This window comes from Priestia sp. RMT2NF4 (assembly GCF_047872835.1).
GTDB lineage: Bacteria > Bacillota > Bacilli > Bacillales > Bacillaceae_H > Priestia > Priestia zanthoxyli.
The window spans coordinates 135,720-158,562 of sequence record NZ_JBLQZO010000001.1 but is presented as its reverse complement, the minus strand read 5'-3'; the positions used below and the strand labels follow the sequence as shown (position 1 = coordinate 158,562).

Here is a 22,843-nt window from a genome sequence, read left to right as displayed (position 1 = left end):
CGACTTGTTTACGCGTTTTCAATTTCTTCAATCAGCTCTGAAAGCTCTGCCCAGCGATCAAGCAGTGCATTTAATTCTTCATTTGCTTTTTCTTGTTCTAACGATAGGTTATGCGCTTTTGTATAATCGCTGCCCACCTGTTCAATTTCACTTGTTAAGCGTTCAATTTCTTCTTCTTTTGCTGCAATATGATCTTCGATTTCTTCCCATTCTTTTTGTTCTTTATACGTTAAGCGACGCTTTTTCGTTTTCTCCGGCTGTTTTGGCTTTTCTTCTTTCACTTTAGCCTGCTGAGCCATTGCCTGCTTCTTTTTCACCGCTTCTTCTAATTGATCTGTATAAGCGCCAAAATAAGTCGAAATGTTTCCTTCTCCTTCAAAGACAAGTAAGTAATCTGCTACTTTATCTAAGAAATAGCGATCATGCGATACCGTGATAACAACACCTGGAAATTCTTCGAGGTAGTCTTCAAGCACCGTTAGCGTTTGAGTATCCAAATCATTAGTCGGCTCATCTAGCAGTAAAACATTTGGCGATGTCATCAACAATTTCAATAAATATAAACGACGGCGCTCTCCTCCGGACAACTTTTGAATCGGTGTTCCGTGCGTATGTGAAGGAAATAGAAATCTCTCAAGCATTTGCGATGCAGAGATCATTTTCCCATCCGTCGTATGCACAACTTCTGCCGATTCTTTAATATAATCAAGCATGCGTTGATTCAAGTCCATATCATCGCTTTCTTGAGTATAGTAAGCAATTTTAACCGTTTGTCCTCTGTCAATTTCACCGCTGTCCGGCTCAATGCGTCCTGCAATCATATTCAATAGGGTAGACTTTCCGCTTCCGTTCTTACCGACAATTCCAATTCGGTCTTGTTTTTTCACGATGTGCGTAAAGTCTGAAAGAATGATTTTATTTTCATACGTCTTAGACACATCTTTTAATTCAAACACTTTTTTCCCAAGGCGGCTGCCTGCTAAACTTAAATCCAATGATTCTTTTTCAGAAGAATCGAGTTTTCCTTCTAATTCATCAAATCGCTGAATACGCGCTTTTTGTTTAGTCGTACGCGCTTTTGCTCCTCGGCGAATCCAAGCCAATTCATTGCGAAATAAGTTGCTTAATTTTGCTTGAGTTGCTTTTTCCTGCTCTTCTCGAATCGCTTTTCCTTCTAGAAAAGCAGCATAGTTTCCTTTATAGCTATATAAATTTCCACCGTCTAATTCAAAAATTCGGTTTGTAACAGCATCCAAGAAATAGCGATCATGAGTAACAAGCAATACGGCTCCTTGATATTTGGATAAATATTCTTCGAGCCATTTAACGGTCTCATAATCCAAGTGGTTAGTCGGCTCATCTAAAATTAATAAATCAGGTGTTTGAATTAGGCTTTGGGCAATTGACACGCGCTTTTTCTGTCCACCTGAAAGCTCGCCGATTTTTGCACTCATATTTGAAATTCCCAGCTTCGTTAAGATCGACTGTGCGTTAGAATTGGCTTCCCACGCGTTCATCGCATCCATTTTCTGCTGTAAATCATACAGTGTCTGCTGGTTCTTCTCGTTTGCAGAATCTTGCTCTAACGCATACAGAGCCAGCTCATAGTTTTTTAATAAATTAAGAAGGGGCGTATCTCCGCTGAAAACTTGCTCTAAAACCGTTAAGTCTTCATCAAAATCCGGATGCTGAGGTAAATATGTCACGCTGTAGTCTTTAGCATGAACAATATCCCCTTCATCTCCCAGCTCTAGACCTGCGATAATTTTAAGAAGCGTCGATTTTCCTGTTCCGTTTACACCAATTAAGCCGATTCGCTCATTTTCCGTAATTGTAAACGTTAGCTGATGAAACAGCTCTTTTTCTCCATATGTTTTTGTTAAGTTTTCAACAGTCAGCATTTTCATAATGATAATTCCACTCTTTCTTAAATTGAACTAAAAATTCTTTCATATATGTATGTCGCTCTTGCGCTAGAGACCGTGCTGTTTGAGTATTCATTAACGCAGTCAGCTTTAACAACTTTTCATAAAAATGAGCAATAGCCGTTGATTTTCCGTGTCTGTATTCTTCCTCTGTCATCTCACTTCGTACAGCAATGTTTTTATCATACAGGGCCGTGCCTTTAGCACCTGCATACATAAACGTACGTGCGATACCAATTGCACCGATCGCATCTAAACGATCTGCATCTTGAACAATTTGACCTTCAAGCGTAGCCATAGCCGGACGGTTTCCGCCTTTAAATGACATCGTTTGTAAAATGTGAACGATATGCTTGCAGTTCTCTTCTTCTACGCGCTGACTCTTCAGCCACTCCCGCACTTCTTCGTACGCCTTTTCAACATCTTCCACTAGCTTATCATCTACAACGTCGTGTAAAAGCGCGGCTAGTTCAATCACTTCCCGATTGCCGCCTTCTTTTTTATATAAAAGCACTGCATTTCGACGCACGCGATCGATATGCTGCCAGTCATGTCCCGTCGTGTCATGTGCAAGCTTTGCTTGAACCCACTTTTCCGTCTTTTCTATTTTGTTCATTTGCTCACCTCAATTATATCCACCATTATTTTAGCACAAAGTAAGGCGCTCGTCTCACTGACAGCTGAGCACCCTTTGAAAACCCTGGCTGAAAAATAAAAAACAGATGGAGACCCACCTGCTTTTACAGCAATTCTTTTATATCTTTTTGAATATCTTTTGGTGCAGTTTGAGGTGCGTATCGCTTCACGACTTCACCTTGACGATTCACTAAAAACTTTGTGAAATTCCACTTTATCGCTTTAGAACCTAGCAGGCCAGGTGCTTGTTCCGTTAAGTATGCAAATAACGGATGTGCATGCTCACCTTTTACATCTACTTTTGCAAACATTGGAAACGAAACGCCGTAGTTTAACTCGCAAAATTGTTCAATATCATTTGAACTTCCTGGCTCTTGACCACCAAATTGATTGCAAGGAAAACCTAGAACCGTTAGACCGTTTTCTTTTTCTTCTTCATACAGCGCCTGTAAATCTTTATATTGAGGGGTGAAGCCGCATTTGCTAGCTGTATTCACAATCAACAGTACGTCACCTTGATAGTTAGATAGTGATACGTCTTCGTCTTTAATTGTTTTTGCAGAGTATTCATACACGCTCATTAAAACGCCTCCTTTTCCCTATTGTAATTCACTTTATTTCTGAAGTACAACTGAAACGCTCTTATGATTTGTCGTAAAGAACCTTTAGCTGATCAGTCGTTTGCAGCATATAATCAATCATTTCGATTAAATCTCCTACTTGATCTTCGTAAATGAATCGGTTAAAGGTTACCGCAATATTGTTTTCATATTCGTTTCCTCCAACTTCATGAGTAATACGCTGCTTAACCACTCTTGTTGTTCCCCAGATCCTTTCACACATTTCCTGTATGTTTCTAAACTCAGCTTCTTCAAACGGTTTTTGTTTTTTCAGCTGAAAATGAATATAAACTGTACAACCTGGTTTTTCTACACGGGAAGGCGTTAATTCCGCATGAATATTATCTAAGTCGGTTGATAAAGTTAGCGACGCGGTACAGCAAAAATGCTGTTGAAAAGAAATGCGGTACGTTCGAGTAAACTGAGCTAAGTCTACAAAATCTTCGCGATTTGTAACAGATACTTGCCCAGATAAGTCAAGATCATAGATCTCTCCTTCTACAACCACTTTTAAATTATCAAATACAATTGGATCAAACATTTCAACTACTTCCTTTTTTTATAAAATACGAACAGTCAGCTCTTCTTCTTTCTTGCCAAATTAATTCATAACATACCTGTTATTTTGTTTTATCTCATAAGAAAAGCGATGCCAAGGCATCGCTTTTCTCTTAAAAAATACCTAGTGCATGTCCATTCTCGTCAATATCCATATTGAGCGCAGCAGGTTTTTTTGGAAGTCCAGGCATTGTCATAATTGAACCTGTTAGCGCCACGAGAAAACCAGCGCCGAGCGAAGGACGGAATTCCCTCACTGTAATCTTAAAATCAGTTGGTCGTCCCAGCTTCGTCTGATCATCACTTAACGAATACTGCGTTTTGGCCATACAGATCGGCAGGTGATCCCATCCGTTTGCTTCAAATTGCTGTATTTGCTTTAACGCTTTTGGAGCAAAATCTACGCCTTGTGCTCCGTATACGGTTTTAGCAATAGCTTCTACTTTTTCTGGAATCGAAGCTGACACATCGTAAAGAGGAGAAAACTGACTTTCCGTCTCGTTCATGACTTCAAGAATTTTTTCAGCAAGCATGACGCCGCCTTCTCCACCTTTTTCCCATACTTCTGTTAAAGCAACTGGAACATTCTTTGAAGCGCACCAATTCATAAGCGCTTCTACTTCACCTTTTGAATCTGTTACAAAACGGTTCACGGCTACCACATAAGGAACGCCGAATGCCTGAATCGTTTCAATATGTTTTTCAAGATTTTCAATTCCCGCTTCTAAAGCCTCAATGTTTTCTTCATTTAAACGCTCTTTAGGAACACCCCCATGCATTTTCAGAGCGCGAATTGTGGCAACGATTACTACCGTTTCTGGTTTAATATCTGCCATACGAGCTTTAATATTCAGGAATTTTTCTGCGCCTAAATCTGCCCCAAATCCCGCTTCTGTTACTACATAGTCGCCTAGTTTTGCAGCCATTTTTGTTGCAATGACGCTATTGCAACCGTGGGCAATATTAGCAAAAGGACCTCCGTGAATGAGGGCTGGAGTATGTTCCAACGTCTGTACAAGGTTTGGTTTAATCGCATCTTTTAAAAGAAGGGTAAGCGCTCCTTGTGCACCTAAGTCTGCAACCGTTACAGGCTCATTGTCTATGTTATAAGCTACCACAATAGACGCTAAGCGACGCTTTAAGTCTTGTAAATCTGACGCTAAGCAGAAAATAGCCATAATTTCTGATGCAACGGTAATATCAAATCCATCTTCTCGAGGAACACCTTGCATCGGACCACCTAATCCAACGACAACCTGACGCAGCGCGCGGTCGTTTAAATCCACCACTCGTTTCCACGTAATTTTACGTGTATCAATACGCAGTTCATTACCTTGATGTATATGGTTATCTAAAATGGCTGCCAGCGCGTTGTTAGCTGTTGTGATGGCATGCAGGTCTCCAGTAAAGTGCAAGTTAATATCCTCCATTGGTAGCACTTGAGCATAGCCACCTCCAGCGGCACCTCCTTTAATTCCCATTACCGGACCAAGAGAAGGTTCACGCATGGCGACAATCGCTTTTTTACCTAATCTATGTAATGCCTGAGCTAAGCCAACCGTCACTGTCGACTTCCCTTCTCCTGCTGGAGTTGGATTAATAGCTGTAACTAAAATCACTTTTCCATCTTGTTTTGTGTGTAAACGTTCCATAACGGACAAAGAAAGCTTGGCTTTATAATGTCCGTACGGCTCTAGCTCGTCCTCTAAAATATCGAGCTGCTCGGCAATCTCTTTAATCGGTTTAATCGTTGCCTCTTGTGCAATTTGCAAATCACTTTTTATTTGCTTCTTAGTTGTCATATAAAAACCCCTTTTCTGCTGAGAATTCTTTTTAAACACTTCATCAAAAAAGGATAAAATCCGTTTTCTGGGGGAGATATGAAGTTTAATAAATACAGGAACGACTGCTCTATAAATTTTACTGAGTTTCAGTCATGCTAAAAAAGCATAGCAACGCTCCAATTTAACCTTATTGTACCATTTCATTTTAGCCATTACGCATATTAATGCTCTTTTTTTTCAAAATTCAATTGCTTAATATTCTGTATATTCCTATAATAGTATATTGTACATAAATGTTGAACCTCATCTTCACGTGAGAAAGAACATTTATACGCGTCATTACTTCGAAATCGAATAGGAGGAATTTTATTGCCTATTAATATTCCACGTGATCTTCCGGCAAAAGAAATTTTAGAAAAAGAGAGAATTTTCATCATGGACGACGTGCGCGCTGTTAACCAAGAAATTCGCCCGCTTAATATTGTTATCCTAAACTTAATGCCGGAAAAAGAAAAAGCTGAAACGCAATTGTTACGTTTACTCGGGAACTCACCGCTGCAAGTGCATATTACACTTCTTTACACGGCAAGCCATAAAGCAAAAACAACGAGTAAAAATCACCTAGATCAGTTTTATAAAACGTTTGAACAAATTAAAGAACGAAAATATGACGGAATGATTATTACAGGAGCACCTGTGGAACATATACCATTTGAAGAAGTAAACTACTGGAAAGAACTTCAAGAAATTATGGATTGGTGTAAAACAAATGTGACTTCTACCCTTCATATCTGTTGGGGAGCTCAAGCCGGACTTTATCATCACTTTGGCATTGACAAGCGACCTCTTTCTGATAAATGCACGGGTGTATTTACACATGTTGTATCGAGTGAAGAGCCCATTAAGCTGCTGCGAGGATTTGATGATGTCTTTTATTCTCCTCATTCCCGTCACACTGATGTAGACATGAATGAAGTAAAAAATCATCCTGACCTTGAGCTTCTTTCGTACTCTGAAGAAGCTGGTGTTTATATGGCGATGTCTAAAGACGAAAAGTTTGTTTTCGTGACAGGCCACCCAGAGTACGACGTTCAAACACTGCAAGAAGAATTTCTTCGAGATACAGAAAAAGGACTAGAACCAAAGCTTCCGGAACACTATTTCCCAAACAATGATCCTGACAAAAACCCTTTAAAAACATGGCGTTCTCATGCCAACCTGCTGTTTATGAATTGGTTAAACTATTATGTTTACCAAGAGACTCCATATCTGTGGGAATGAAAGAACCGATCTATCCCAGTGTTCAATTAAATTACGCATGCTCTTTTTCATGTTGAAACTGCAGCGGCCTAGAAATAAAATAGAAAACCTGCCGCTCGTTTAGAGCGCAGGTTTTCTATTTTATTTCCTAATTAAAGCTTTTTTTCAGAAATCCAGCTTCGACAACAATGATTTGAGAATCCAAAGTTTTTACTCTCTTCCTCATCCTTCTTCATCCTCGTCTAGCTTTGTTTCATCCATTTCCTTCTTTTGTTCTTCTATCATTGTGTCCAGCCATTCAGGCGGCTTTTCACCTTGGTTTTCATTGTATACTTCTGAAGCATCTTTTTCCTCTAAAGAGGATAAGATGTCATGTATATCATTTTGATTGCCCAAAATATTGCCAAATCCCTGACTCACTTTTTTATGACTTCTAAAATTTGTCGGAAAGTTATTACCAAAGTTTACAGCTGAAGCATCTTCGATTGTACCAATATGAATGTCACCTATGCTAAAGATTGATTCTAGAGCCTGATTAGACTCCCTCATTTTTTCTGTATGGATTAGTTTGTAAGGGACACTTCTTTCATTAATTTTAACTGATATTTCAGAAGGACCCTTTTCTTTATTTTTGGCTTTATTATTCTGACTACCCGATTTCTGATTAACATCAGAGTCATTTGTTGTTTTTTTACCTTTCTTTCTCGGCGCTTGATATTGATTCGTTTGCGCAGGAAAAGTATTACCAATATTCAAAGTTCCACTAAGTTCCTTTACATCAATATGTTCTAAATAATAAGACAGTTCGTCCAAGTTCAGTGTTTCAACGTTCTTTATATCTAAATGAAAAGATTGGACCTTTTCTTTTGAAAGTTCATTTACGTGTTTTTCTAAGCTTGCGAGCCTTTTTTCAATGTTTTTGAGTATATTCAACACCTTTTCATCCATAGAGTTTGACCCCTCATTTGTTTTAACACTTTTAGCCCATTTACAACATATAGTAGTGTATTAGATAACTTTAATTAATGTCTCATATGTATCGGGAGGAATTATGAAAATAGATCTCCGTTCTCCGCAAATCATTTTTGATGACCTCACCGTAAATACGGTTAAAAACAACGCAGGAGTATTTATAGGAAAAAATATGCAAAAAAATTGGGAAACTACAATCAGCAGCAGCAATTCAGGTTTTGGCACAATTTCGGGAGATGATAATCAACTATCCTACAATACACATCTTGTTCTTGGTGAAGATGATGTAAATGACTCTTTTAAGCAGGCCGCAAAAGAAGCTTAACTCTACGATTTTACTCATCATTTTTTTTAGGGGTTTTCGCCACGGTGGTATTATTTAAAATTTTATTAGAATGACCAACTATTTTTCCAAAACCGTCAGAAATTTGACTTTTATGACTCCATTTATATTGAATATTAACGCCATAAAATAGGCCTGAACTGTTTTGAATTTTATTTACTTTGATGGAATGATAATGAATATTGGCCATAAAAACACCTCACAGACAGCAATTTATTTCAGTTAATACCATATAAAACTCAAATACATGATCTTATGTTTAAATTCTTACCTGCTTCGTCTCTTTAATCATTTAAGCTTTTACGCCTTTTCTATGATATTTACTCCATTTACTATAAAAGTATTCCTCTCATTACTCTTGAGTGTTATTCCTCTAAAATAAGCTAGCAAAAAAACCATCTGTATAAAAGATGGTTTAAGCCTGTTACTCATATATCCTCCCCACTCTGCCAAAATAACCGATTGATAGAATGCCTAATTACTTTTACTTCTTTAACTTTGTGTAACAGGAGCATTGTTGAAATCTATGTGTTCAGAAAAATTGGAATCAACGACGTCATTATCGTTAATAACATTTACCATTTGAGAGGCAAAGTTATTATAGCCAATTATTTCACCAAACCCCGTATTACTTTTCCAATTCACTTCCCAATCTGATTGAGTATTTTCTCCTGTGAAAATACCAGAGTTATTAGAAATATACGTAACATTAAGATTAGTAAATTTTATAATCAACTTTTCTCAACTTCTTTCATCTTCTTTTTCCTAGAACTGAGAAACTGGCTGAGGATTAATATTTTCAGGCTGAGTAATTGGCGTATCACAAACATCCTGATCATTAATGATATTCGTGCTGCCCAATATAGCTGAATTTATAGCAAAACCGTTTCCTAAGTTAAATTTACCTTGGGAATTCCAATCTGGCTGGCTATTTTGACCTGAAGCAATTACTGAATTGGACACCATACTTACCACGTTTATTTGGTTGAAAATGACGGAAACAGGCATTAGTCCATTCCTCCGCTTTCTAAAATTTTAATGTAGTATATGCGTCCGTTTAAAGTATGGTTCAATTGATTTTCTGCAATTAACATGTTCGTTAAATCTATCGCCACTAAATTCATATATGTTCTTCTCGTAAACCCTTTGTACTCCCCTACCTAGTAAGTTTAAAACGGGAGTTTTTTAATCGCCCTGAATAAGGTGAAGCATTCAGGCATCACTTCTTCTTTGTAAGCGGCCATGTCTTGTAGTTCGTATTTAGAACATAGTTTTATCGAATAAAGAAAAGAGATTGAGACATCACGAGATCAATCCAATCCCAGAAGAAACGAACGGGATAAAAAATCGAGTATGAATCGCCTATGACACTGCTGTTGATTTCGGTGCAATACCTTACTTTTTATAGGATGATGTTGAGCTTCCTCGCCGTTTGCGCTCCTGCGGCGAGTTCTTATCTATTTAGCTTTTCTAGACCTTGTCCTTCAACCAATCGCTAGAATCAGCTACATACATAAGGTCTACGTTCAGCCTATCCATGAAAAAAACCGAACGATTCACCGTTCGGATTTTTCTTCAACTAATATACGTTTGTCTCAGCCTCTTTAAAGTTCTTTAATATATTCAATGACCGAATCTGGAAATTCGTTTCGAATTCCGCAATTCCCACAATAAAATCCGCTATATTCGTCTGTCGCAACGTACTGTCTTAAAAGAAACAATGTTAACCTGTTTGGGAGACCGCATTCTGTGCAAAACGCCAGGTATTTGCTGCGCTGTCTGTTTGCTGACATACGTTTCATCCTTTCGATTAACTATAGAAAGCGTTTTCTTATTTATATGGAGCTTTCTTATTAGTTTATGACAGCAATTACGGTCTACCTCCAATTATTGTCGCGACGAGAAGGGCGGAATAACCGCAGAATTAAATTAATTATAAGCACAATAGCTAAAATGTTAATTAATAACCCAAAAATCCCGCCCAGTGCACCCATATGACCAAGCAAACCGCCAAATAACATCCCTGCCAGACCGCCGTACAGCAGTCCACGAGCGAATCCTCCTCGTTTTGAACGGGTAACACCTCGATTTACAGTTCCATTTCTGCGATTTGAAAAATTAGATCTCGGCTCATTTTGTCTAACGCTTGGCTGTCTATTAAACGACCGCTTCCCCGAACGATACGACCTTGCACTTACGTTATAGTCGTCGTGATAGGAAATATATTCAGCTAAGGGAGATAAACTTAGCGAAAAAATCAATGCTACGGCAATCATTATTTTTTTCATCTGCTTTTTCCTTTCTTCACCTAATAGTAACTGTTTATTATAGTGCGCTGTTTCATGCATATCATACGTTTTGACACAAAAGGGCATTTCAGCTTCATACAAAATTTTTAATCGGGTATCATAACGTTATACTTTGCCCTAGAAAGGAGCGTGCATGTACATGATACGAAGAATTAGTATACTGCTGTTCACACTGTGCTTCTTATTTAATGGAGCCCTTCCTGCACTATGTAAAGCGGAACAAGTAAAAAATGTAGCTGTGCGTGACCGTTTGCTTTATCAAGGTAATAACCATCTAAAGCAAACCGCCCTAACATTTGATGATGGACCGGATCCGCGCTTTACTCCACATGTATTGGATCAATTGAAAAAGCATGGTATTAAAGCAACCTTTTTTCTTATTGGGGCAAAAGCTCATGAACATCCTGAGCTGGTGAAGAGAATGGTAGCTGAAGGTCATGCTGTTGGGATTCATACCTATTGGCACCCCAACTTACTAAAAGAATCGACTGAAAAGTTTCACTGGGAAATTGCCAAAACTCAGGCTATTATTAAAAACATTACCGGGTTTGAAACACAGCTGTTTCGTCCTCCCTATGGAAATTTAACGCAAGAAATGATCAGCGAGCTGCCAAATGAAAATGTCTATGCGATTAACTGGTCTTCTGATTCATTAGACTGGAAGCAAATCCCAGAAGCAGAAATAACCAAGAATGTATTTAAGAACATGCACGCTGGAACAATTGTTTTGATGCACGACGGCGGCCATTGGACCATGGATCTTTCCAACACCCCAAAGTCGCTGGACACCATCATTCCTAGACTTAAACAAGAAGGATATCATTTTGTGACCGTCCCAGAACTTTTGCACATCCCTTATCCAAAAAATTAAGCTCCAACGAGTTTCTGATTTAGAAACTCGTTGGAGCTTTACAATTTTCTTTAATAGAAAGTAAATATGCCTCCCCCTACAAAAAGAGCGTGTCAAAAGATCTAATACAAATCCATCTTAAAACTCAAAAATATGCCTTATTCCTTCAAAACGTTATCATACTAAAGATACAAAAAGAGGCATTCTTTTTTTGTTCCATCACTCTACAATAGAGGGAATTTACGGATAACCTCTAAAATAGGTTTTAAGTTGCATAATTAGGAGTAAATATTACTATAACTACTCTCATATTTTTAGACAAGCTGCATATGTATAAAATGAGAGAGTCGAACGCATTCCACATATCCCTAAATTTCTTCTTCTCACAAAAAAATTGACGAACTTTTTTTGTCAACAGGTGCGTATAGATATGATAGAATTCCTATATAATGACCTGGATTCATTTCTAAACAAGGAGTTTTGACTATGATTAATGAACAAGAGACGTTGTTATTTATTAAAGAACTTGGCCGCTTGTTGAAAGACTATCAAAACTGTTCAAACGCCTCTGTAAAAAGTGAAATATATAAAGATATCGTGTTGTTGAGCAATGTTATCCAGTTAGATCACGTGAACGTTTCTTACGCTTAGAAAATCCTTTTTATTTCTTTATAAATTTCAGTTTTTCTACCATAACTACAGAAAAGGAAGAAAGGAGACGATTTCCATCCATCTCTTTTCTTCCTTTTCTCGTTCTCATATTTTTATGGTTATTTAGAACATAGTTTTATTAAAATTCCCATAGAGTTTTTCGAGTGTCTTCGGTCCAACTATTCCATCTACCTGCAAATAAAGTGCTTGTTGAAAAGCTTTTACCGCTTTGAGAGTGGAAGACCCGAATATACCGTCTGCTCCTCCAAAAAGAGAATAGCCTAAGTGAATAAGCATACGTTGAATTAACTGTACTTGATTTCCTCGATCTCCGTATTCAATTAGCACTCTTGAAACCTTTTCCGTCTGTTTCTCAGGTTTTTTTCCACTTCGAAGCTCCGACAAAGATAAACCGAATGTATATTGAAAATGAGGATAATCTTTTAAGCTTTTCCAATCTCCTCCCCATTCCAACCCGATCCTTTTTCCTACCTCTCCCGCTTTGTTCCATCTTCGATCAATGGTCCAGTCAACTTCTCCGTTGTTATCAAGCAGCGCAATATCAATAGCTAGTCCATAATTATGATAAGAATAGCCGCCTTTGGCATTAGTCACGATACTTCCTGGTGTTGTTCGGCCTTGTGAATATAGTTTGTGCTGCTGCTCTATCGATCTAAATCCTTCAGTGATCACAATAAATATACTTTCTTTATATGCTTGCCTAATGAGTTCGTACGCTTTTTCTTGCACTATTTCATGTACATTCTGCAGCTTATTTTCTGCTTTTTTTAACAGCTTGTCTAATGATAAATCGCTCATACTCCCCACTCCTTAACTAGATGGCTTCTCCTTATATATACGTATAAGACGAACTCTAAGGGAGGCATCCAGTATCAGTTTATGCGGAAAGTAGTTAAGTGGTGCAACAGTGACGCCTGCTGTGTAGAGCTGCTGTTATTTCAGTACCCAGTGGCTGATAGCCTTCGCTACTCCGTTATTGACATTTGTATCTGTCACCCAGTCCGCTGCTTCTTTTACAGCTTCCTGAGCATTTCCCATGGCGATTCCACAACCTGCCGCTTCAATCATAGCCATATCATTTAAGCTGTCTCCCATTGCAATGACTTCATCCATTGAAATGCCCAAACGTTCACATACAGTCATGATCCCTTTTGCTTTGTTAATACCAAGTGCATTAATTTCTAGATTCGTTAAACTAGAATTGCTGATTTCAAAATCTGAAATGCCTGCTATTTGTTTCAGCACTTCTTCTCGTAAAGCATCATCTGGAATATCGTAGCCAAACTTCAGCCATTCCTGTGAAGCAATATCTTCTGGAAATTCATCTCTCCATACTTTATCCGTCGTCACAGCCCAGAAGTTAAGCTTATGCTCTTGCGTTAGATTCCACATTTTCTCAATGTGTGAAGCATCAATTAACTTTCGTTCTACAAGCTGTCCAGATTCATCCCAAATTTCACTTCCGTTTACTGTAATAAGGTAAGAAGACAGCTGAAGAGACTGCGCGTATTCACGGCATGTTAAAAGAGATCGCCCCGTGCTTAATACCACATGAACACCTTGTTCTTGAGCTTTAGCAATGGCCGCACGATTTTCTTCAGAAATTTCTTGCTGATCGTTCAGCAGGGTTCCATCCATATCTAGTGCAATCAGTTTAAATTCTTTCTTTTCATTTGTTTGCATCTTTCTCTCTCCTTCTCATCAATAGTAAGTATGACCTTACGGTGAGCATTTGGCTTATACTATGTAACTCTTACTATAACTGTAGCACAAGAGCATTTCACTCTGCATCAGATAAGCGCTAAAATGGTCAATTATTCTATGGGGAATAATTGAAGGAAAGCAGCATACCTTTGCCGTAATTTATATTTAAAGCTTTTCATTTTTATTTATTTCAACTAGAATTTTGGTAAAAGGATGTGAATGTTATGAACACTATTATTTCACCGGCTGACTTACATACTGCATTACAGCAACCCCAACACTCCATTGTGTTGCTTGACTGCCGATTTACCCTTGGAAAGCCTGAGGCAGGAGCAGATGCTTATCAAAATGAGCACCTCCCGGATGCTCATTATTTGGATTTAGAAAAAGATTTGTCCTCTGTGGCTACTTCTCACGGAGGCAGACACCCGCTGCCCGATGTTCAAAAGCTCGCTCAGAAGCTCGGCAACTTAGGAATTAATGCTGATTCCAGAGTCGTCGTTTATGATGAACAAAACGGAATGATGGCTTCAAGAGCATGGTGGCTACTGCGATATATAGGAATTGAATACGTACAAATTTTAAATGGAGGTTTTACTAACTGGAAACAATCGGGATATGAAACAACTAAGAGCGTTCCAGCATCTTCTCCTCAAACTTTTGTACCTTTCGTTCAACAAGATTGGGGAGTTGCAGGAGTTGAATACGTAAAAGAGAATCTTCATAATCCTAATGTTGTTCTTGTCGACTCTCGTGAAAAAAAGAGATATCTCGGCTTAGAAGAACCCATTGATTTTGTAGCAGGACATATTCCAGGCGCCATTCATTCTTTTTGGCAAGATGTGTTAACTTCAGAAGGTTTATGGAAAACAGATAAAGAGTGGAAGGAGATGTTTTCAGCTATTGATTCTCACGCTGAAATCATTGTATACTGCGGATCGGGTGTATCTGCTTGCCCTAACGTTTTGGCTTTAAAATCAGCCGGTTTTCCAAATGTAAAATTATATGCCGGCAGCTGGAGCGATTGGATTAGCTATCGTGACAATCCAATCGAGAAAAACAGATAGATAAAGAAGGCTCAGTCTCACCAAAAGTATAGGGACTGAACCTTCTTTTTTTGTATTTTTCTTATTAGCCTCATGTTATTTACTAAGCCTTAACATAAAATCATGAAGCCGCTCTAAGGTAAGCAAGTTTTGATTACACGCTTCGCTATCTTGACAAATATAATTTCCTCGTTGGGTAAATGTTCCTTGAACAGTTCCTTTGATTTCAGCAGTGAACATACCGACTTCTTCGTAGCTGTGACAAAGCGTGCATATTCCCTTCTGGTTGATAGGTTTAAACGTTCCTTGAATACCTTTTAGCTTCTGAGTATAGAGATCCTGCGCTACGATAAACTTTTTGTTTGAGCCTTTATCGACCCAGCTAACATATGAAATGCTCCCTAGATCAATGGTATCAACTGAAGGAATCTTTAACTTTTTCACTTTCGGAAACAATTTTTTCACGCCAGCTTCTGTAAACGATTTAAATGGAATCACGTAAGGCTTTATCGTTTCTAAAAACACCTCTGCTTGTTCTTTATTTTTAACTTCAGCAACCGGTAGCAATAAATCTTCCTGTTCCTCAGTAAGAACTTCAAACGCGTTTAATACTTTTTCTTTTGCAAGAGCTTTTAAAGCCTGCAGCACATCGGAATTGTTCACTGTTCCATACCCATTGATAAGAATTTGCGTTTGGCTTTTGATAAAGTTATATTGATCATTTCTTATAAACGCTTCCACGTTCTTCACTCCTTTTTCAGGTAATCAGCTACTTTTTACTTTACCGTATGGATTCCTTTTACGAAATGTAAAAAATAAATCAGAAATAAACTATACCTAAAAAAGCGCGGGCATTCAGTCGCCCGCGCTTGATTTTTACCGTTGCTTTTTATATACAATTTTTTTGATGGTTTCGGTTGATAAGAAGTATTCACGGGCTAGCTCCTCGATTGAAGCTCCTTTTTTGAACAACGTCTTAATCTGTTCGTTTCGCTCGTCAATCAACTTTCTTCCACCAGAGCAAGTGCCCCATTTCTTCCTTGCCTTCTGCGGCTTCGGAATATAAATGGTTTCTCCTTGAATATATTTTTGAATTTCACTAATCAGCTCTTCAGGTAAAATATTTGTTGCTTTTACATACGTCATTTCTGCCAGCTCCTTATGTGATTTTGCTTATACAATAAGGGGCAAAGCCGTATATATTAGAAATGAGATATGCTCGGTTAGGCGATGTCTATTACTAAACCGTCCACCCCATGCAAAGTATCGCCTCTCTAATATCAGGCTTTGCATGAGACGCTGCAGTATCCGGTAAATATCTTTTATTCACCATTTATTACACCTCCGCTTTACATCGAATGTAAACCAAGCTTGTAGAAAATTACAATTATTGGCTCAGATTTTATTATAAGCTATCTGCAATCTTGCAGACAATACCTTCTTACTTATAAAGATGACACCGTAAATAAAACGAACTTGCAGTGAGCTCGTTGTTCTCCCTGCAAGTTCGTTTTATTTTTGTTATGAACGCTTCTGCTTTTTGTTAGCTGAACTGCTTTGAACACCTTGTTCAGAAGTGGTCGTCCCTTGTCCTTCTACATTTGGTGAACCTAGCTCTGATTTTGAGCGGTCTTTTTTAATTTTACTCATGTCACTCACCTCCAGTTTGTAGTGTACCCTTTGTACAGCTACATATAAGGAGACGCGTGCTGTTTTTATTGTTTCTTGAGCATAAATAGCCATAGAAACGTTAAGGCTTGCTTTAATTCATTTGGGAGCTGTCCAATCAGCTTATCAGTAACATTTCGCTTATATACACCTTCGCCATCGATTACTTCCCATCCATTTTCTTTTGCAAGCTGTTCAAACTCCCACGGCATCATCGTATTGCAAATAACGTCTTCCCCATATAGTCTTTGATAACTGTTGGTACGAGGCTGAGCAGTTGGCCCAAGAATACCTACGCATGCATATCCTCCTGGTTTTACAACTCGGTACAATTCCTTCAAAGCTAACCGCGGGTGCTCAGTCCATTCTAACGCATTGATTACCATAACCCCTTCTACTGATTCAGAAGACAGCGGGAGCTTCATAATATCAGCTTGAGCGAACGACAAATTTTCACTTTTATGCAGCTGCGATGCTTTTTGAATCATTTCTTCCGATAAATCAAGACCGATTGCTTTGTATCCAGAAGCAGCTAGAAGAGACGTTCCAAACCCATCACCGCAGCCCACGTCTGCCACCATACCACCTGATTTAAGATGTTTTTGAATAAATGGAATCACTGTTTTCCGACTTCCATTTTTCCACATCTCTTCACTTCGGCTATTCCAAAATGAGACTTTTTGGTTCCACTCGTCTTGAGCTTGATCATGCCAATTAAATGTTGTCATTTTTTATCCCCTTTGCACTCTTTTCTTTACCTTATCACTTTTTATAATGAATAAAAACGACTATTTCAGCAACCATATAGATGTAAAGGAAGGTGTTTATTTGTATGAAAGAACGTTTCGTTGCAGTGCGTAAAAATGCAGACGGTGACCTCTTAGAATTCCAAACGGCTTCAGGAGACGTTTTAACCTATGAAGAAGCGTTAAAAAAAGTAGAAGCTGGGGACGTTGAGCATGTGAGTACCTTTGTAGGGAAAGACGGCGGTACGTATATTCGCAGCATTCCTGACCATGACAAAACAAATAATCTCGATGCATTGCCATCGTTTTAAAGGAGAATGGATATGACAAAAAAGAATAACAAAGGAAGCGCTAATCAAAGTAATCCAAAAACACAGCACCACCTTGTTGAAATGGGTGAAGAAATTTCAAGCGGGGATAATTCAAAAGGAAACAAACGCAACAAAGATCAGTCAAGTAAAACACAATAAGAAAAAGCCGTGCTTTTTAGCACGGCTTTTTTTATTAATGTTGGCTTGGAAGACCTAATGTTGAAAAATCTCCTGTTGCTACGCTTGTTCCAACTGAAGCAACACCTGCTACTAATGTAAACGCTAATGCCATACCGACTAATACTTTTTTCATAATTATTTCCTCCTCTTTCTTTGATTTGACTCTAGTGTATCACAGGATAAAAGTAGATGAATTCCTTTCTATCAGCATTTATCACCTTAAAACCATGGATTTCCTCCATTTTGATAGAAATTTCTCAAAAATTATAATGATAGGAATATTTTAAACAAATAGAGCTTCAAGTTCTTTTTCTACTAGCTTGACGAATCGCTCGTTTCGCTGCAAGGTGAAAATGGTCATAGACTTTTCCATATATTCTTTACCTTGTTCAATTTTACCTAATTTGATTAAGCTCTCTCCTGCTTGGTAATGAAGTTCTCCAAATAAATACATTGATTCATTACTAATGCACAAATCGATTCCTCGGTTGCTATATATCAATGATTCATCATAGTTACTCATATCTCCAAGCGTTTTGGCAAGTGCATTTAAAATTCTAATTTTTATATTTTCGTCTTTTGTTTGGGGCAGCTCATTTAAGCTTTTGAGTGCTGTTTGATATGTATCTAGAGCCTGTTCATACTCTTTCTCTTCATAAAGAATAATCCCAATGCTATTTAAAATTTCAATTTCTCTTTCTTTATAAAACGTTGCTGATTGCTTAGTAAGCTCGATCGCTTGGTACATTTTAGACAGCGCATCTTCTTTGTTGTGATGAATGTAATACACGCAAATACCTTCGTGCCACATTAAAAACTGCTTGTTCAGCGGATTTTGAAACAGGGGACTTTCTTTTTCTTTTACAATGATATTATGAATAGCATCATAATCTCTCTGACGAATATATTGACGAATTAACGATTGAACCGCATCTACGTAATCAAGTCGAGGTGATTCTACACTATCAAAAAAGTAGTTAACATCTACGCCAAGGCGCTTAGAAATTTTATAGAGGGTAATGCTTGATGGATATTCTTCACCGTTTTCAATTTTGCTGATTTGCGCTTGTGTACAAATGTCTCTTGATAATTCTTGTTGTGTCAACCCTGCCATTTTGCGAAGGTCTCTCATAACACTCCCAATTCTATACTCTCTCATCTCTTTTCTCACCCTTACTTTCACATAATATATTCTCTCTATAAACATATAGTGCTTTTATTTAGATAGTCAACTGTAAACACGCTAAAAATTTATGCAATGTTTCGAAATTGACCATTCCCTATAATAGCAAATTAATCTATAAGAGTAAAATAGTGTATTATTTTTCCTCTCTAAAAAATCCGAACGATAAATCGTTCGGATTTTCCTTCAACTAACATATTTTTGTTCCAGCCTCATTTACATTTTTCATTTATAAACAGGATATCCAACAAATTTAAAGTCTTTACCAATTGAAATAACAGAAAGACGCTCCACGTCCACTGCATCCCACATCTTTTCTACGCCTTTTCCTTCTAGAAAAGTAGGAGCTTCTTTTCCTCCTGAAAGCTTTGGAGCCATATACAGCACCAATTTATCAATTAAACGATTTTCTAGAAATGCGGCATTCACTTCGCCGCCTCCTTCAATTAAAAGAGACGACACAAATTTCTCACCTAGTATAGAAAGCATATCTTCAAGATTTACTTTGTCCTCACCGCTTGTGACAAATACTTCGACGCCTTGTTTCTCAAGCTGTTCTTTTTTTTCTTTTGAATAGCCCTGACTTGTAAATACCCATGTTGGGGCTAAAGAATCCGTTGCTAGCTTGGAATCAAGGGGCATACGCAACTTCGAATCCATCACAATACGAATCGGGCTTCGGCCGCCTTCGATGCGAGTTGTCAGCTCGGGGTTGTCCTTAATGACCGTGTTCACCCCTACTAAGATACCCGCCGTTTCATGACGAAGCTGATGTACATCCAAACGAGCTGCCTCAGACGTAATCCACTTGCTGTGAGAAAAAGCAGTAGCTATTTTACCGTCTAACGTAATCGCTGACTTTAACGAAACAAACGGCTTCTTCGTTACAATATACTTATTGAAGACTTCGTTCATTTGACGTGACTCTTCTTCACATACACCTGTTATGACCTCAATGCCTGCTTTTTCTAAAATTTCAACTCCATTACCTGCTACTAAAGGGTTGGGGTCTAAAGTTGCTATGACCACTTTTTTTACACCGGCTTCAACCAGCGCTTCAGCACAAGGACCTGTACGTCCGTGGTGCGAACAAGGCTCTAGCGTTACATAAGCAGTCGCTCCTTGTGCTTGTTCGCCAGCCATTCGCAGCGCATGAATTTCAGCGTGAGGCTCTCCCGCTTTTAAATGCGTACCGATTCCAACGATTCGATTATCGTTTACAATGACAGATCCTACAAGCGGATTTGGATCTGTTTGTCCTTTTGTTGCTTTTGCGTTTTGTAAAGCTATATTCATATAAAATTCGTGATTGATCAAAGAAGAACCTCCTCTTTTAAGTGTCCTGAACGTTTAACTTTGGTGTCTAGATACTTTTCATTAAACTGAGATACATCTCCCCAAAGTGGAACGCGCCCTGATAAAAGTGCGCCGTTTTTCTCAAGTGCGATTAGCTTTTTCGGATTATTCGTAATCAGCGTAACAGGTTTTTGACGCAGTACTTTTAACACACTGATGGCCTCGCTATAACTGCGAGTATCATCTTCAAATCCTAACCCTTCATTCGCCTCTACCGTATCAAATCCGTTTTCTTGAAGAACGTATGCCATTGCTTTGCTGAATAGGCCAATGCCGCGTCCTTCATGATTTGCTAAATAAAATAGCGCTCCGCTTCCATTTTCGACAATCATTTTCATCGATTGTTTTAATTGAAAACCACAGTCGCAGCGTTTGCTTCCGAATATGTCTCCCGTATGGCAGATACTGTGCATACGAATGAGTGCCTCATGCGATTCTTGAAAATCTCCGTACACAAGAACACTCGATTGCTGCATGTCAGCTAAATTAGCTCCTTGCATTTTTTCAATAAGCTCTTCCGTACTTAAAGATCCTTCTTTTACATTATCAGAACGCAACCATGAATACCAACTAAATACTTGTGTCTCTCCATCTAGATTCACCGGAAGCGTGATAGGTCCTACTATATAAATAAAATGATCATCATTTTTTACTACATTAATTTTATCTTTTAAAATTGAAACAACTTTTTCGTTAATCACAGTCATTTCCTCCTCTTATGTGTCTTTCACTTATCTACTCTTTTCACATTGTGCTCAATCTCTCACATGAACAAATATTTTTTCTAGCACTTCACTACATTTATCTTTTTTAATTGATGTATTAGCTTACTAAAAGTAAGTAACTTTACTTGCTTAAAGTATTATATGACGATACATTTATCTTGTAAAGCTTTTATGTTCTCTTTGTTACTTTTAGTAATTAACTTCTTTAATTATATAAATTATATAATTAAAACATAAAAACGTAAAGTAATTTATGTTCTTTAAGTAATTAAATTACACAACACTAGATAAAATGCTGACTTTGTTTTATAATATAGGAAGAGAATGGAGGTAATAACATGGACGGTTTAGCACTCTGCCCGCGTTTTGAAAAGGCTGTTACTATACTAACGAAACGTTGGACGAGTTTGATCATTTTTCAGCTGCTTTCCGGCTCACAGCGGTTTTCTCAAATGCAAGAAGCACTTCCAGTAAGCGGAAGGCTCTTATCCGAGCGCTTAAAAGAATTAGAGCATGAAGGAATCGTCATTCGTACGGTTATTCCGGAAACTCCTGTTCGAATCGAGTATTCGCTATCCGACAAAGGATTAGCACTGGCGCCGGTAATTCAGGAAATTCAGACATGGTCCAGTGAGTGGATTACAAAAGAAGAAGTGGAATAAAAGAAATCTCTAAAGAAATCAGGAAGGCTTCAATATCGATGTGCTCACAGCCGTTTTCTTTAGAGCTCCATAAATAAAAAAGGCATGCTCCCCTTGAGCACGCCTTTTTTTATTTATATTATTTTCCTAATGATTCATTTTGAGAAAGAATACGCTGTTTCTGGCTTTTTCGGCCGTGCAATACAAGGTATACTGCTATAGCTAAAAGAGCAACAATGGAACAGAATACATACATTCCTTTATATCCGGCTGCTGTAGATAAAATACCTAATAAAAAGGACCCTAACCCCATTCCAGAGTCAAAAAACACAAAAAACGTAGCCGTGGCGACACCTCGGCGATGAGGAGAAGCTTTTTTTACAGCAATGGATTGAAAACTTGATGTAATCGTTCCAAATCCTAATCCAATCAATGCTCCAGCTAATAAAAACACCCAGCTTGTTGTCGCTTGGCTAAGCAAAAAGATACCGATAGCTAGAGATAAAATGGACGGATATACCACGCTGTTTTCTCCGTATTGATCAAACCATTTTCCAGTAAAAGGTCTAGAAGCTAATAAGCACACCGCGTATACAACAAAGAAAAAGCTTGAAGCTTGCGTAAAGCCCATTTCTTTTGCATACATAGACACAAACGAAATAACACTTGCATATGAAAAAGCTACCACAAGGCCAGCAACAGAAATAGGCAGCGAACGGTATTCAAAAAACGCCGCAAGACCTTTAGCTGGCTGTATTTTATTTGTTGCAGAAGAAGCTGGCTCCACCTCAGGTACACGAAGTACTAAACTGCATAATGCTGCTAAAACAGAAGATACAATCGCAACGGTAAAGACCGCTGTATGACCCAAAGTATTTGTTAACGTTAAGCCTACAAACGGACCCACTACCATCGCTAAATTCATGAACGTCGCATAGTATCCCATCCCTTCTCCTTTTCTCTGTTCAGGGATTACATTTGCAACAATTGCTCCTGTAGCAGTTGTGCTCATTCCAAAACCAATACCATGAAGCACACGCAGCAGCAGCAGCGCTGATAATGAGTGGATATTCATATATAAAATAGAACCAATTAAAAAGATGAAGACACCTATTAATAGGACTTTCTTTTGTCCTAATGTTGTCATCCACTTACCGGCTAGCGGTCTGAACACAATGCCGGAGACTAAAAAAATTGTCACAATTAACCCTAAGCTTTGCTTACTTGCATGAAGTTCATCCGTTGCAAACAGCGGCAATGTGACAGTTAACATATAAAAAATGACAAAAACAAAAAAGCTAGTCAGTGAGACCGCTAAAAAATCTTTTGTCCATAATTTCGATTTCTGCATGAT

Annotated in this window: 28 protein-coding genes; 8 read left to right on the top strand and 20 right to left on the bottom strand. The window is 38.2% G+C overall.

Annotation, left to right across the window (positions count from 1 at the left end; translation table 11 throughout):
• Positions 1–8: 8 nt before the first annotated feature.
• The 5 genes from ACMX9J_RS00740 to ACMX9J_RS00720 all read right to left on the bottom strand — a co-directional run bounded on the left by ACMX9J_RS00740 (position 9) and on the right by ACMX9J_RS00720 (position 5,541).
• Entirely contained in the window at positions 9–1,907 is a 1,899-nt protein-coding gene (locus ACMX9J_RS00740) for an ABC-F family ATP-binding cassette domain-containing protein (RefSeq protein ID WP_416225309.1), read from the bottom strand.
• The gene (locus ACMX9J_RS00735; RefSeq protein ID WP_176344167.1) at positions 1,888–2,541 is read right to left on the bottom strand and encodes an HD domain-containing protein; all 654 of its coding nucleotides are present in this window, start codon (positions 2,539–2,541) and stop codon (positions 1,888–1,890) included. The genes ACMX9J_RS00740 and ACMX9J_RS00735 overlap by 20 nt, the downstream gene beginning before the upstream one ends.
• A gap of 124 nt (positions 2,542–2,665) precedes the next feature.
• Positions 2,666–3,142, bottom strand: coding sequence for a glutathione peroxidase (locus ACMX9J_RS00730; protein WP_028413651.1), 477 nt, complete (start codon positions 3,140–3,142; stop codon positions 2,666–2,668).
• Positions 3,143–3,203: 61 nt separating this feature from the next.
• Positions 3,204–3,722 carry a hypothetical protein gene (locus ACMX9J_RS00725; RefSeq protein WP_033578762.1) on the bottom strand — a complete coding sequence of 173 codons (519 nt, stop codon included), beginning with the start codon at positions 3,720–3,722 and terminating at the stop codon, positions 3,204–3,206.
• A gap of 130 nt (positions 3,723–3,852) precedes the next feature.
• Positions 3,853–5,541, bottom strand: coding sequence for a formate--tetrahydrofolate ligase (locus tag ACMX9J_RS00720; protein WP_176344170.1), 1,689 nt, complete (start codon positions 5,539–5,541; stop codon positions 3,853–3,855).
• A 351-nt stretch (positions 5,542–5,892) separates the two neighbouring features.
• Here ACMX9J_RS00720 and metA point away from each other — a divergent pair, with 351 nt between their 5' ends.
• Positions 5,893–6,804, top strand: coding sequence for a homoserine O-acetyltransferase MetA (metA, locus tag ACMX9J_RS00715; RefSeq protein WP_013056685.1), 912 nt, complete (start codon positions 5,893–5,895; stop codon positions 6,802–6,804).
• A gap of 201 nt (positions 6,805–7,005) precedes the next feature.
• Here metA and ACMX9J_RS00710 read toward each other — a convergent pair whose 3' ends face one another.
• The gene (locus ACMX9J_RS00710) at positions 7,006–7,731 is read right to left on the bottom strand and encodes a hypothetical protein (RefSeq protein ID WP_416225308.1); all 726 of its coding nucleotides are present in this window, start codon (positions 7,729–7,731) and stop codon (positions 7,006–7,008) included.
• A gap of 103 nt (positions 7,732–7,834) precedes the next feature.
• On the opposite strand from ACMX9J_RS00710, the gene ACMX9J_RS00705 reads away from it, so the two are divergent.
• On the top strand, positions 7,835–8,080 hold the full coding sequence (locus ACMX9J_RS00705) for a hypothetical protein (RefSeq protein ID WP_033578760.1): 246 nt from the start codon (positions 7,835–7,837) through the stop codon (positions 8,078–8,080).
• A 10-nt stretch (positions 8,081–8,090) separates the two neighbouring features.
• Here ACMX9J_RS00705 and ACMX9J_RS00700 read toward each other — a convergent pair whose 3' ends face one another.
• From ACMX9J_RS00700 to ACMX9J_RS00685, 4 genes are all read right to left on the bottom strand, one after another.
• Positions 8,091–8,288, bottom strand: a complete 198-nt coding sequence (locus ACMX9J_RS00700) for a hypothetical protein (protein WP_034268305.1) — start codon at positions 8,286–8,288, stop codon at positions 8,091–8,093.
• Between the two features lie 575 nt (positions 8,289–8,863).
• A complete protein-coding gene (locus tag ACMX9J_RS00695; RefSeq protein ID WP_223260161.1) occupies positions 8,864–9,064 on the bottom strand; it encodes a hypothetical protein in 201 nt (66 codons plus the stop codon).
• 638 nt (positions 9,065–9,702) lie between these two features.
• The gene (locus tag ACMX9J_RS00690) at positions 9,703–9,891 is read right to left on the bottom strand and encodes a hypothetical protein (RefSeq protein ID WP_014460480.1); all 189 of its coding nucleotides are present in this window, start codon (positions 9,889–9,891) and stop codon (positions 9,703–9,705) included.
• Between the two features lie 84 nt (positions 9,892–9,975).
• Positions 9,976–10,386 carry a hypothetical protein gene (locus tag ACMX9J_RS00685; protein ID WP_028408813.1) on the bottom strand — a complete coding sequence of 137 codons (411 nt, stop codon included), beginning with the start codon at positions 10,384–10,386 and terminating at the stop codon, positions 9,976–9,978.
• 160 nt (positions 10,387–10,546) lie between these two features.
• On the opposite strand from ACMX9J_RS00685, the gene ACMX9J_RS00680 reads away from it, so the two are divergent.
• Positions 10,547–11,278 (top strand): polysaccharide deacetylase family protein, encoded by a 732-nt coding sequence (locus tag ACMX9J_RS00680; protein WP_033578758.1) that lies wholly within the window; start codon positions 10,547–10,549, stop codon positions 11,276–11,278.
• 465 nt (positions 11,279–11,743) lie between these two features.
• Positions 11,744–11,908: a hypothetical protein gene (locus tag ACMX9J_RS00675; RefSeq protein ID WP_013056680.1), complete on the top strand. Its 165-nt coding sequence runs from the start codon at positions 11,744–11,746 to the stop codon at positions 11,906–11,908.
• A 123-nt stretch (positions 11,909–12,031) separates the two neighbouring features.
• Here the strand turns inward: ACMX9J_RS00675 and ACMX9J_RS00670 are convergent, their stop codons facing one another.
• Both ACMX9J_RS00670 and ACMX9J_RS00665 read right to left on the bottom strand, forming a co-directional pair.
• Positions 12,032–12,727 carry a peptidoglycan-binding protein gene (locus tag ACMX9J_RS00670; RefSeq protein WP_034268286.1) on the bottom strand — a complete coding sequence of 232 codons (696 nt, stop codon included), beginning with the start codon at positions 12,725–12,727 and terminating at the stop codon, positions 12,032–12,034.
• A gap of 135 nt (positions 12,728–12,862) precedes the next feature.
• Positions 12,863–13,612: a Cof-type HAD-IIB family hydrolase gene (locus tag ACMX9J_RS00665; RefSeq protein WP_028413660.1), complete on the bottom strand. Its 750-nt coding sequence runs from the start codon at positions 13,610–13,612 to the stop codon at positions 12,863–12,865.
• 245 nt (positions 13,613–13,857) lie between these two features.
• On the opposite strand from ACMX9J_RS00665, the gene ACMX9J_RS00660 reads away from it, so the two are divergent.
• Positions 13,858–14,700, top strand: coding sequence for a sulfurtransferase (locus ACMX9J_RS00660; protein WP_034268283.1), 843 nt, complete (start codon positions 13,858–13,860; stop codon positions 14,698–14,700).
• A gap of 75 nt (positions 14,701–14,775) precedes the next feature.
• On the opposite strand, the gene ACMX9J_RS00655 is transcribed toward ACMX9J_RS00660, so the two are convergent.
• From ACMX9J_RS00655 to ACMX9J_RS00640, 4 genes are all read right to left on the bottom strand, one after another.
• Positions 14,776–15,420, bottom strand: coding sequence for a FusB/FusC family EF-G-binding protein (locus tag ACMX9J_RS00655; RefSeq protein ID WP_034268292.1), 645 nt, complete (start codon positions 15,418–15,420; stop codon positions 14,776–14,778).
• A 135-nt stretch (positions 15,421–15,555) separates the two neighbouring features.
• Positions 15,556–15,834, bottom strand: a complete 279-nt coding sequence (locus ACMX9J_RS00650; protein WP_285852074.1) for a CD3324 family protein — start codon at positions 15,832–15,834, stop codon at positions 15,556–15,558.
• A 366-nt stretch (positions 15,835–16,200) separates the two neighbouring features.
• Positions 16,201–16,329, bottom strand: a complete 129-nt coding sequence (locus tag ACMX9J_RS00645; RefSeq protein ID WP_013056674.1) for a YuzL family protein — start codon at positions 16,327–16,329, stop codon at positions 16,201–16,203.
• A 65-nt stretch (positions 16,330–16,394) separates the two neighbouring features.
• A complete protein-coding gene (locus ACMX9J_RS00640) occupies positions 16,395–17,075 on the bottom strand; it encodes a class I SAM-dependent methyltransferase (protein ID WP_034268278.1) in 681 nt (226 codons plus the stop codon).
• Positions 17,076–17,179: 104 nt separating this feature from the next.
• Between ACMX9J_RS00640 and ACMX9J_RS00635 the strand changes: the two genes are divergently transcribed.
• Both ACMX9J_RS00635 and ACMX9J_RS00630 read left to right on the top strand, forming a co-directional pair.
• Complete coding sequence (locus ACMX9J_RS00635; RefSeq protein ID WP_013056672.1) at positions 17,180–17,404, top strand: DUF3892 domain-containing protein; 225 nt, start codon at positions 17,180–17,182, stop codon at positions 17,402–17,404.
• Positions 17,405–17,416: 12 nt separating this feature from the next.
• On the top strand, positions 17,417–17,563 hold the full coding sequence (locus ACMX9J_RS00630; protein ID WP_013056671.1) for a hypothetical protein: 147 nt from the start codon (positions 17,417–17,419) through the stop codon (positions 17,561–17,563).
• A gap of 304 nt (positions 17,564–17,867) precedes the next feature.
• On the opposite strand, the gene ACMX9J_RS00625 is transcribed toward ACMX9J_RS00630, so the two are convergent.
• From ACMX9J_RS00625 to ACMX9J_RS00615, 3 genes are all read right to left on the bottom strand, one after another.
• Complete coding sequence (locus tag ACMX9J_RS00625; protein WP_014460489.1) at positions 17,868–18,743, bottom strand: helix-turn-helix domain-containing protein; 876 nt, start codon at positions 18,741–18,743, stop codon at positions 17,868–17,870.
• A 249-nt stretch (positions 18,744–18,992) separates the two neighbouring features.
• The gene (gene ribD / locus ACMX9J_RS00620) at positions 18,993–20,084 is read right to left on the bottom strand and encodes a bifunctional diaminohydroxyphosphoribosylaminopyrimidine deaminase/5-amino-6-(5-phosphoribosylamino)uracil reductase RibD (RefSeq protein WP_028413665.1); all 1,092 of its coding nucleotides are present in this window, start codon (positions 20,082–20,084) and stop codon (positions 18,993–18,995) included.
• On the bottom strand, positions 20,081–20,830 hold the full coding sequence (locus tag ACMX9J_RS00615) for a GTP cyclohydrolase II (RefSeq protein ID WP_028413666.1): 750 nt from the start codon (positions 20,828–20,830) through the stop codon (positions 20,081–20,083). The genes ribD and ACMX9J_RS00615 overlap by 4 nt, the downstream gene beginning before the upstream one ends.
• Before the next feature lie 356 nt (positions 20,831–21,186).
• Here ACMX9J_RS00615 and ACMX9J_RS00610 point away from each other — a divergent pair, with 356 nt between their 5' ends.
• Positions 21,187–21,510, top strand: coding sequence for a winged helix-turn-helix transcriptional regulator (locus ACMX9J_RS00610; protein ID WP_014460492.1), 324 nt, complete (start codon positions 21,187–21,189; stop codon positions 21,508–21,510).
• A gap of 118 nt (positions 21,511–21,628) precedes the next feature.
• Here the strand turns inward: ACMX9J_RS00610 and ACMX9J_RS00605 are convergent, their stop codons facing one another.
• A complete protein-coding gene (locus tag ACMX9J_RS00605) occupies positions 21,629–22,840 on the bottom strand; it encodes an MFS transporter (protein WP_033578752.1) in 1,212 nt (403 codons plus the stop codon).
• Positions 22,841–22,843 lie beyond the last annotated feature (3 nt).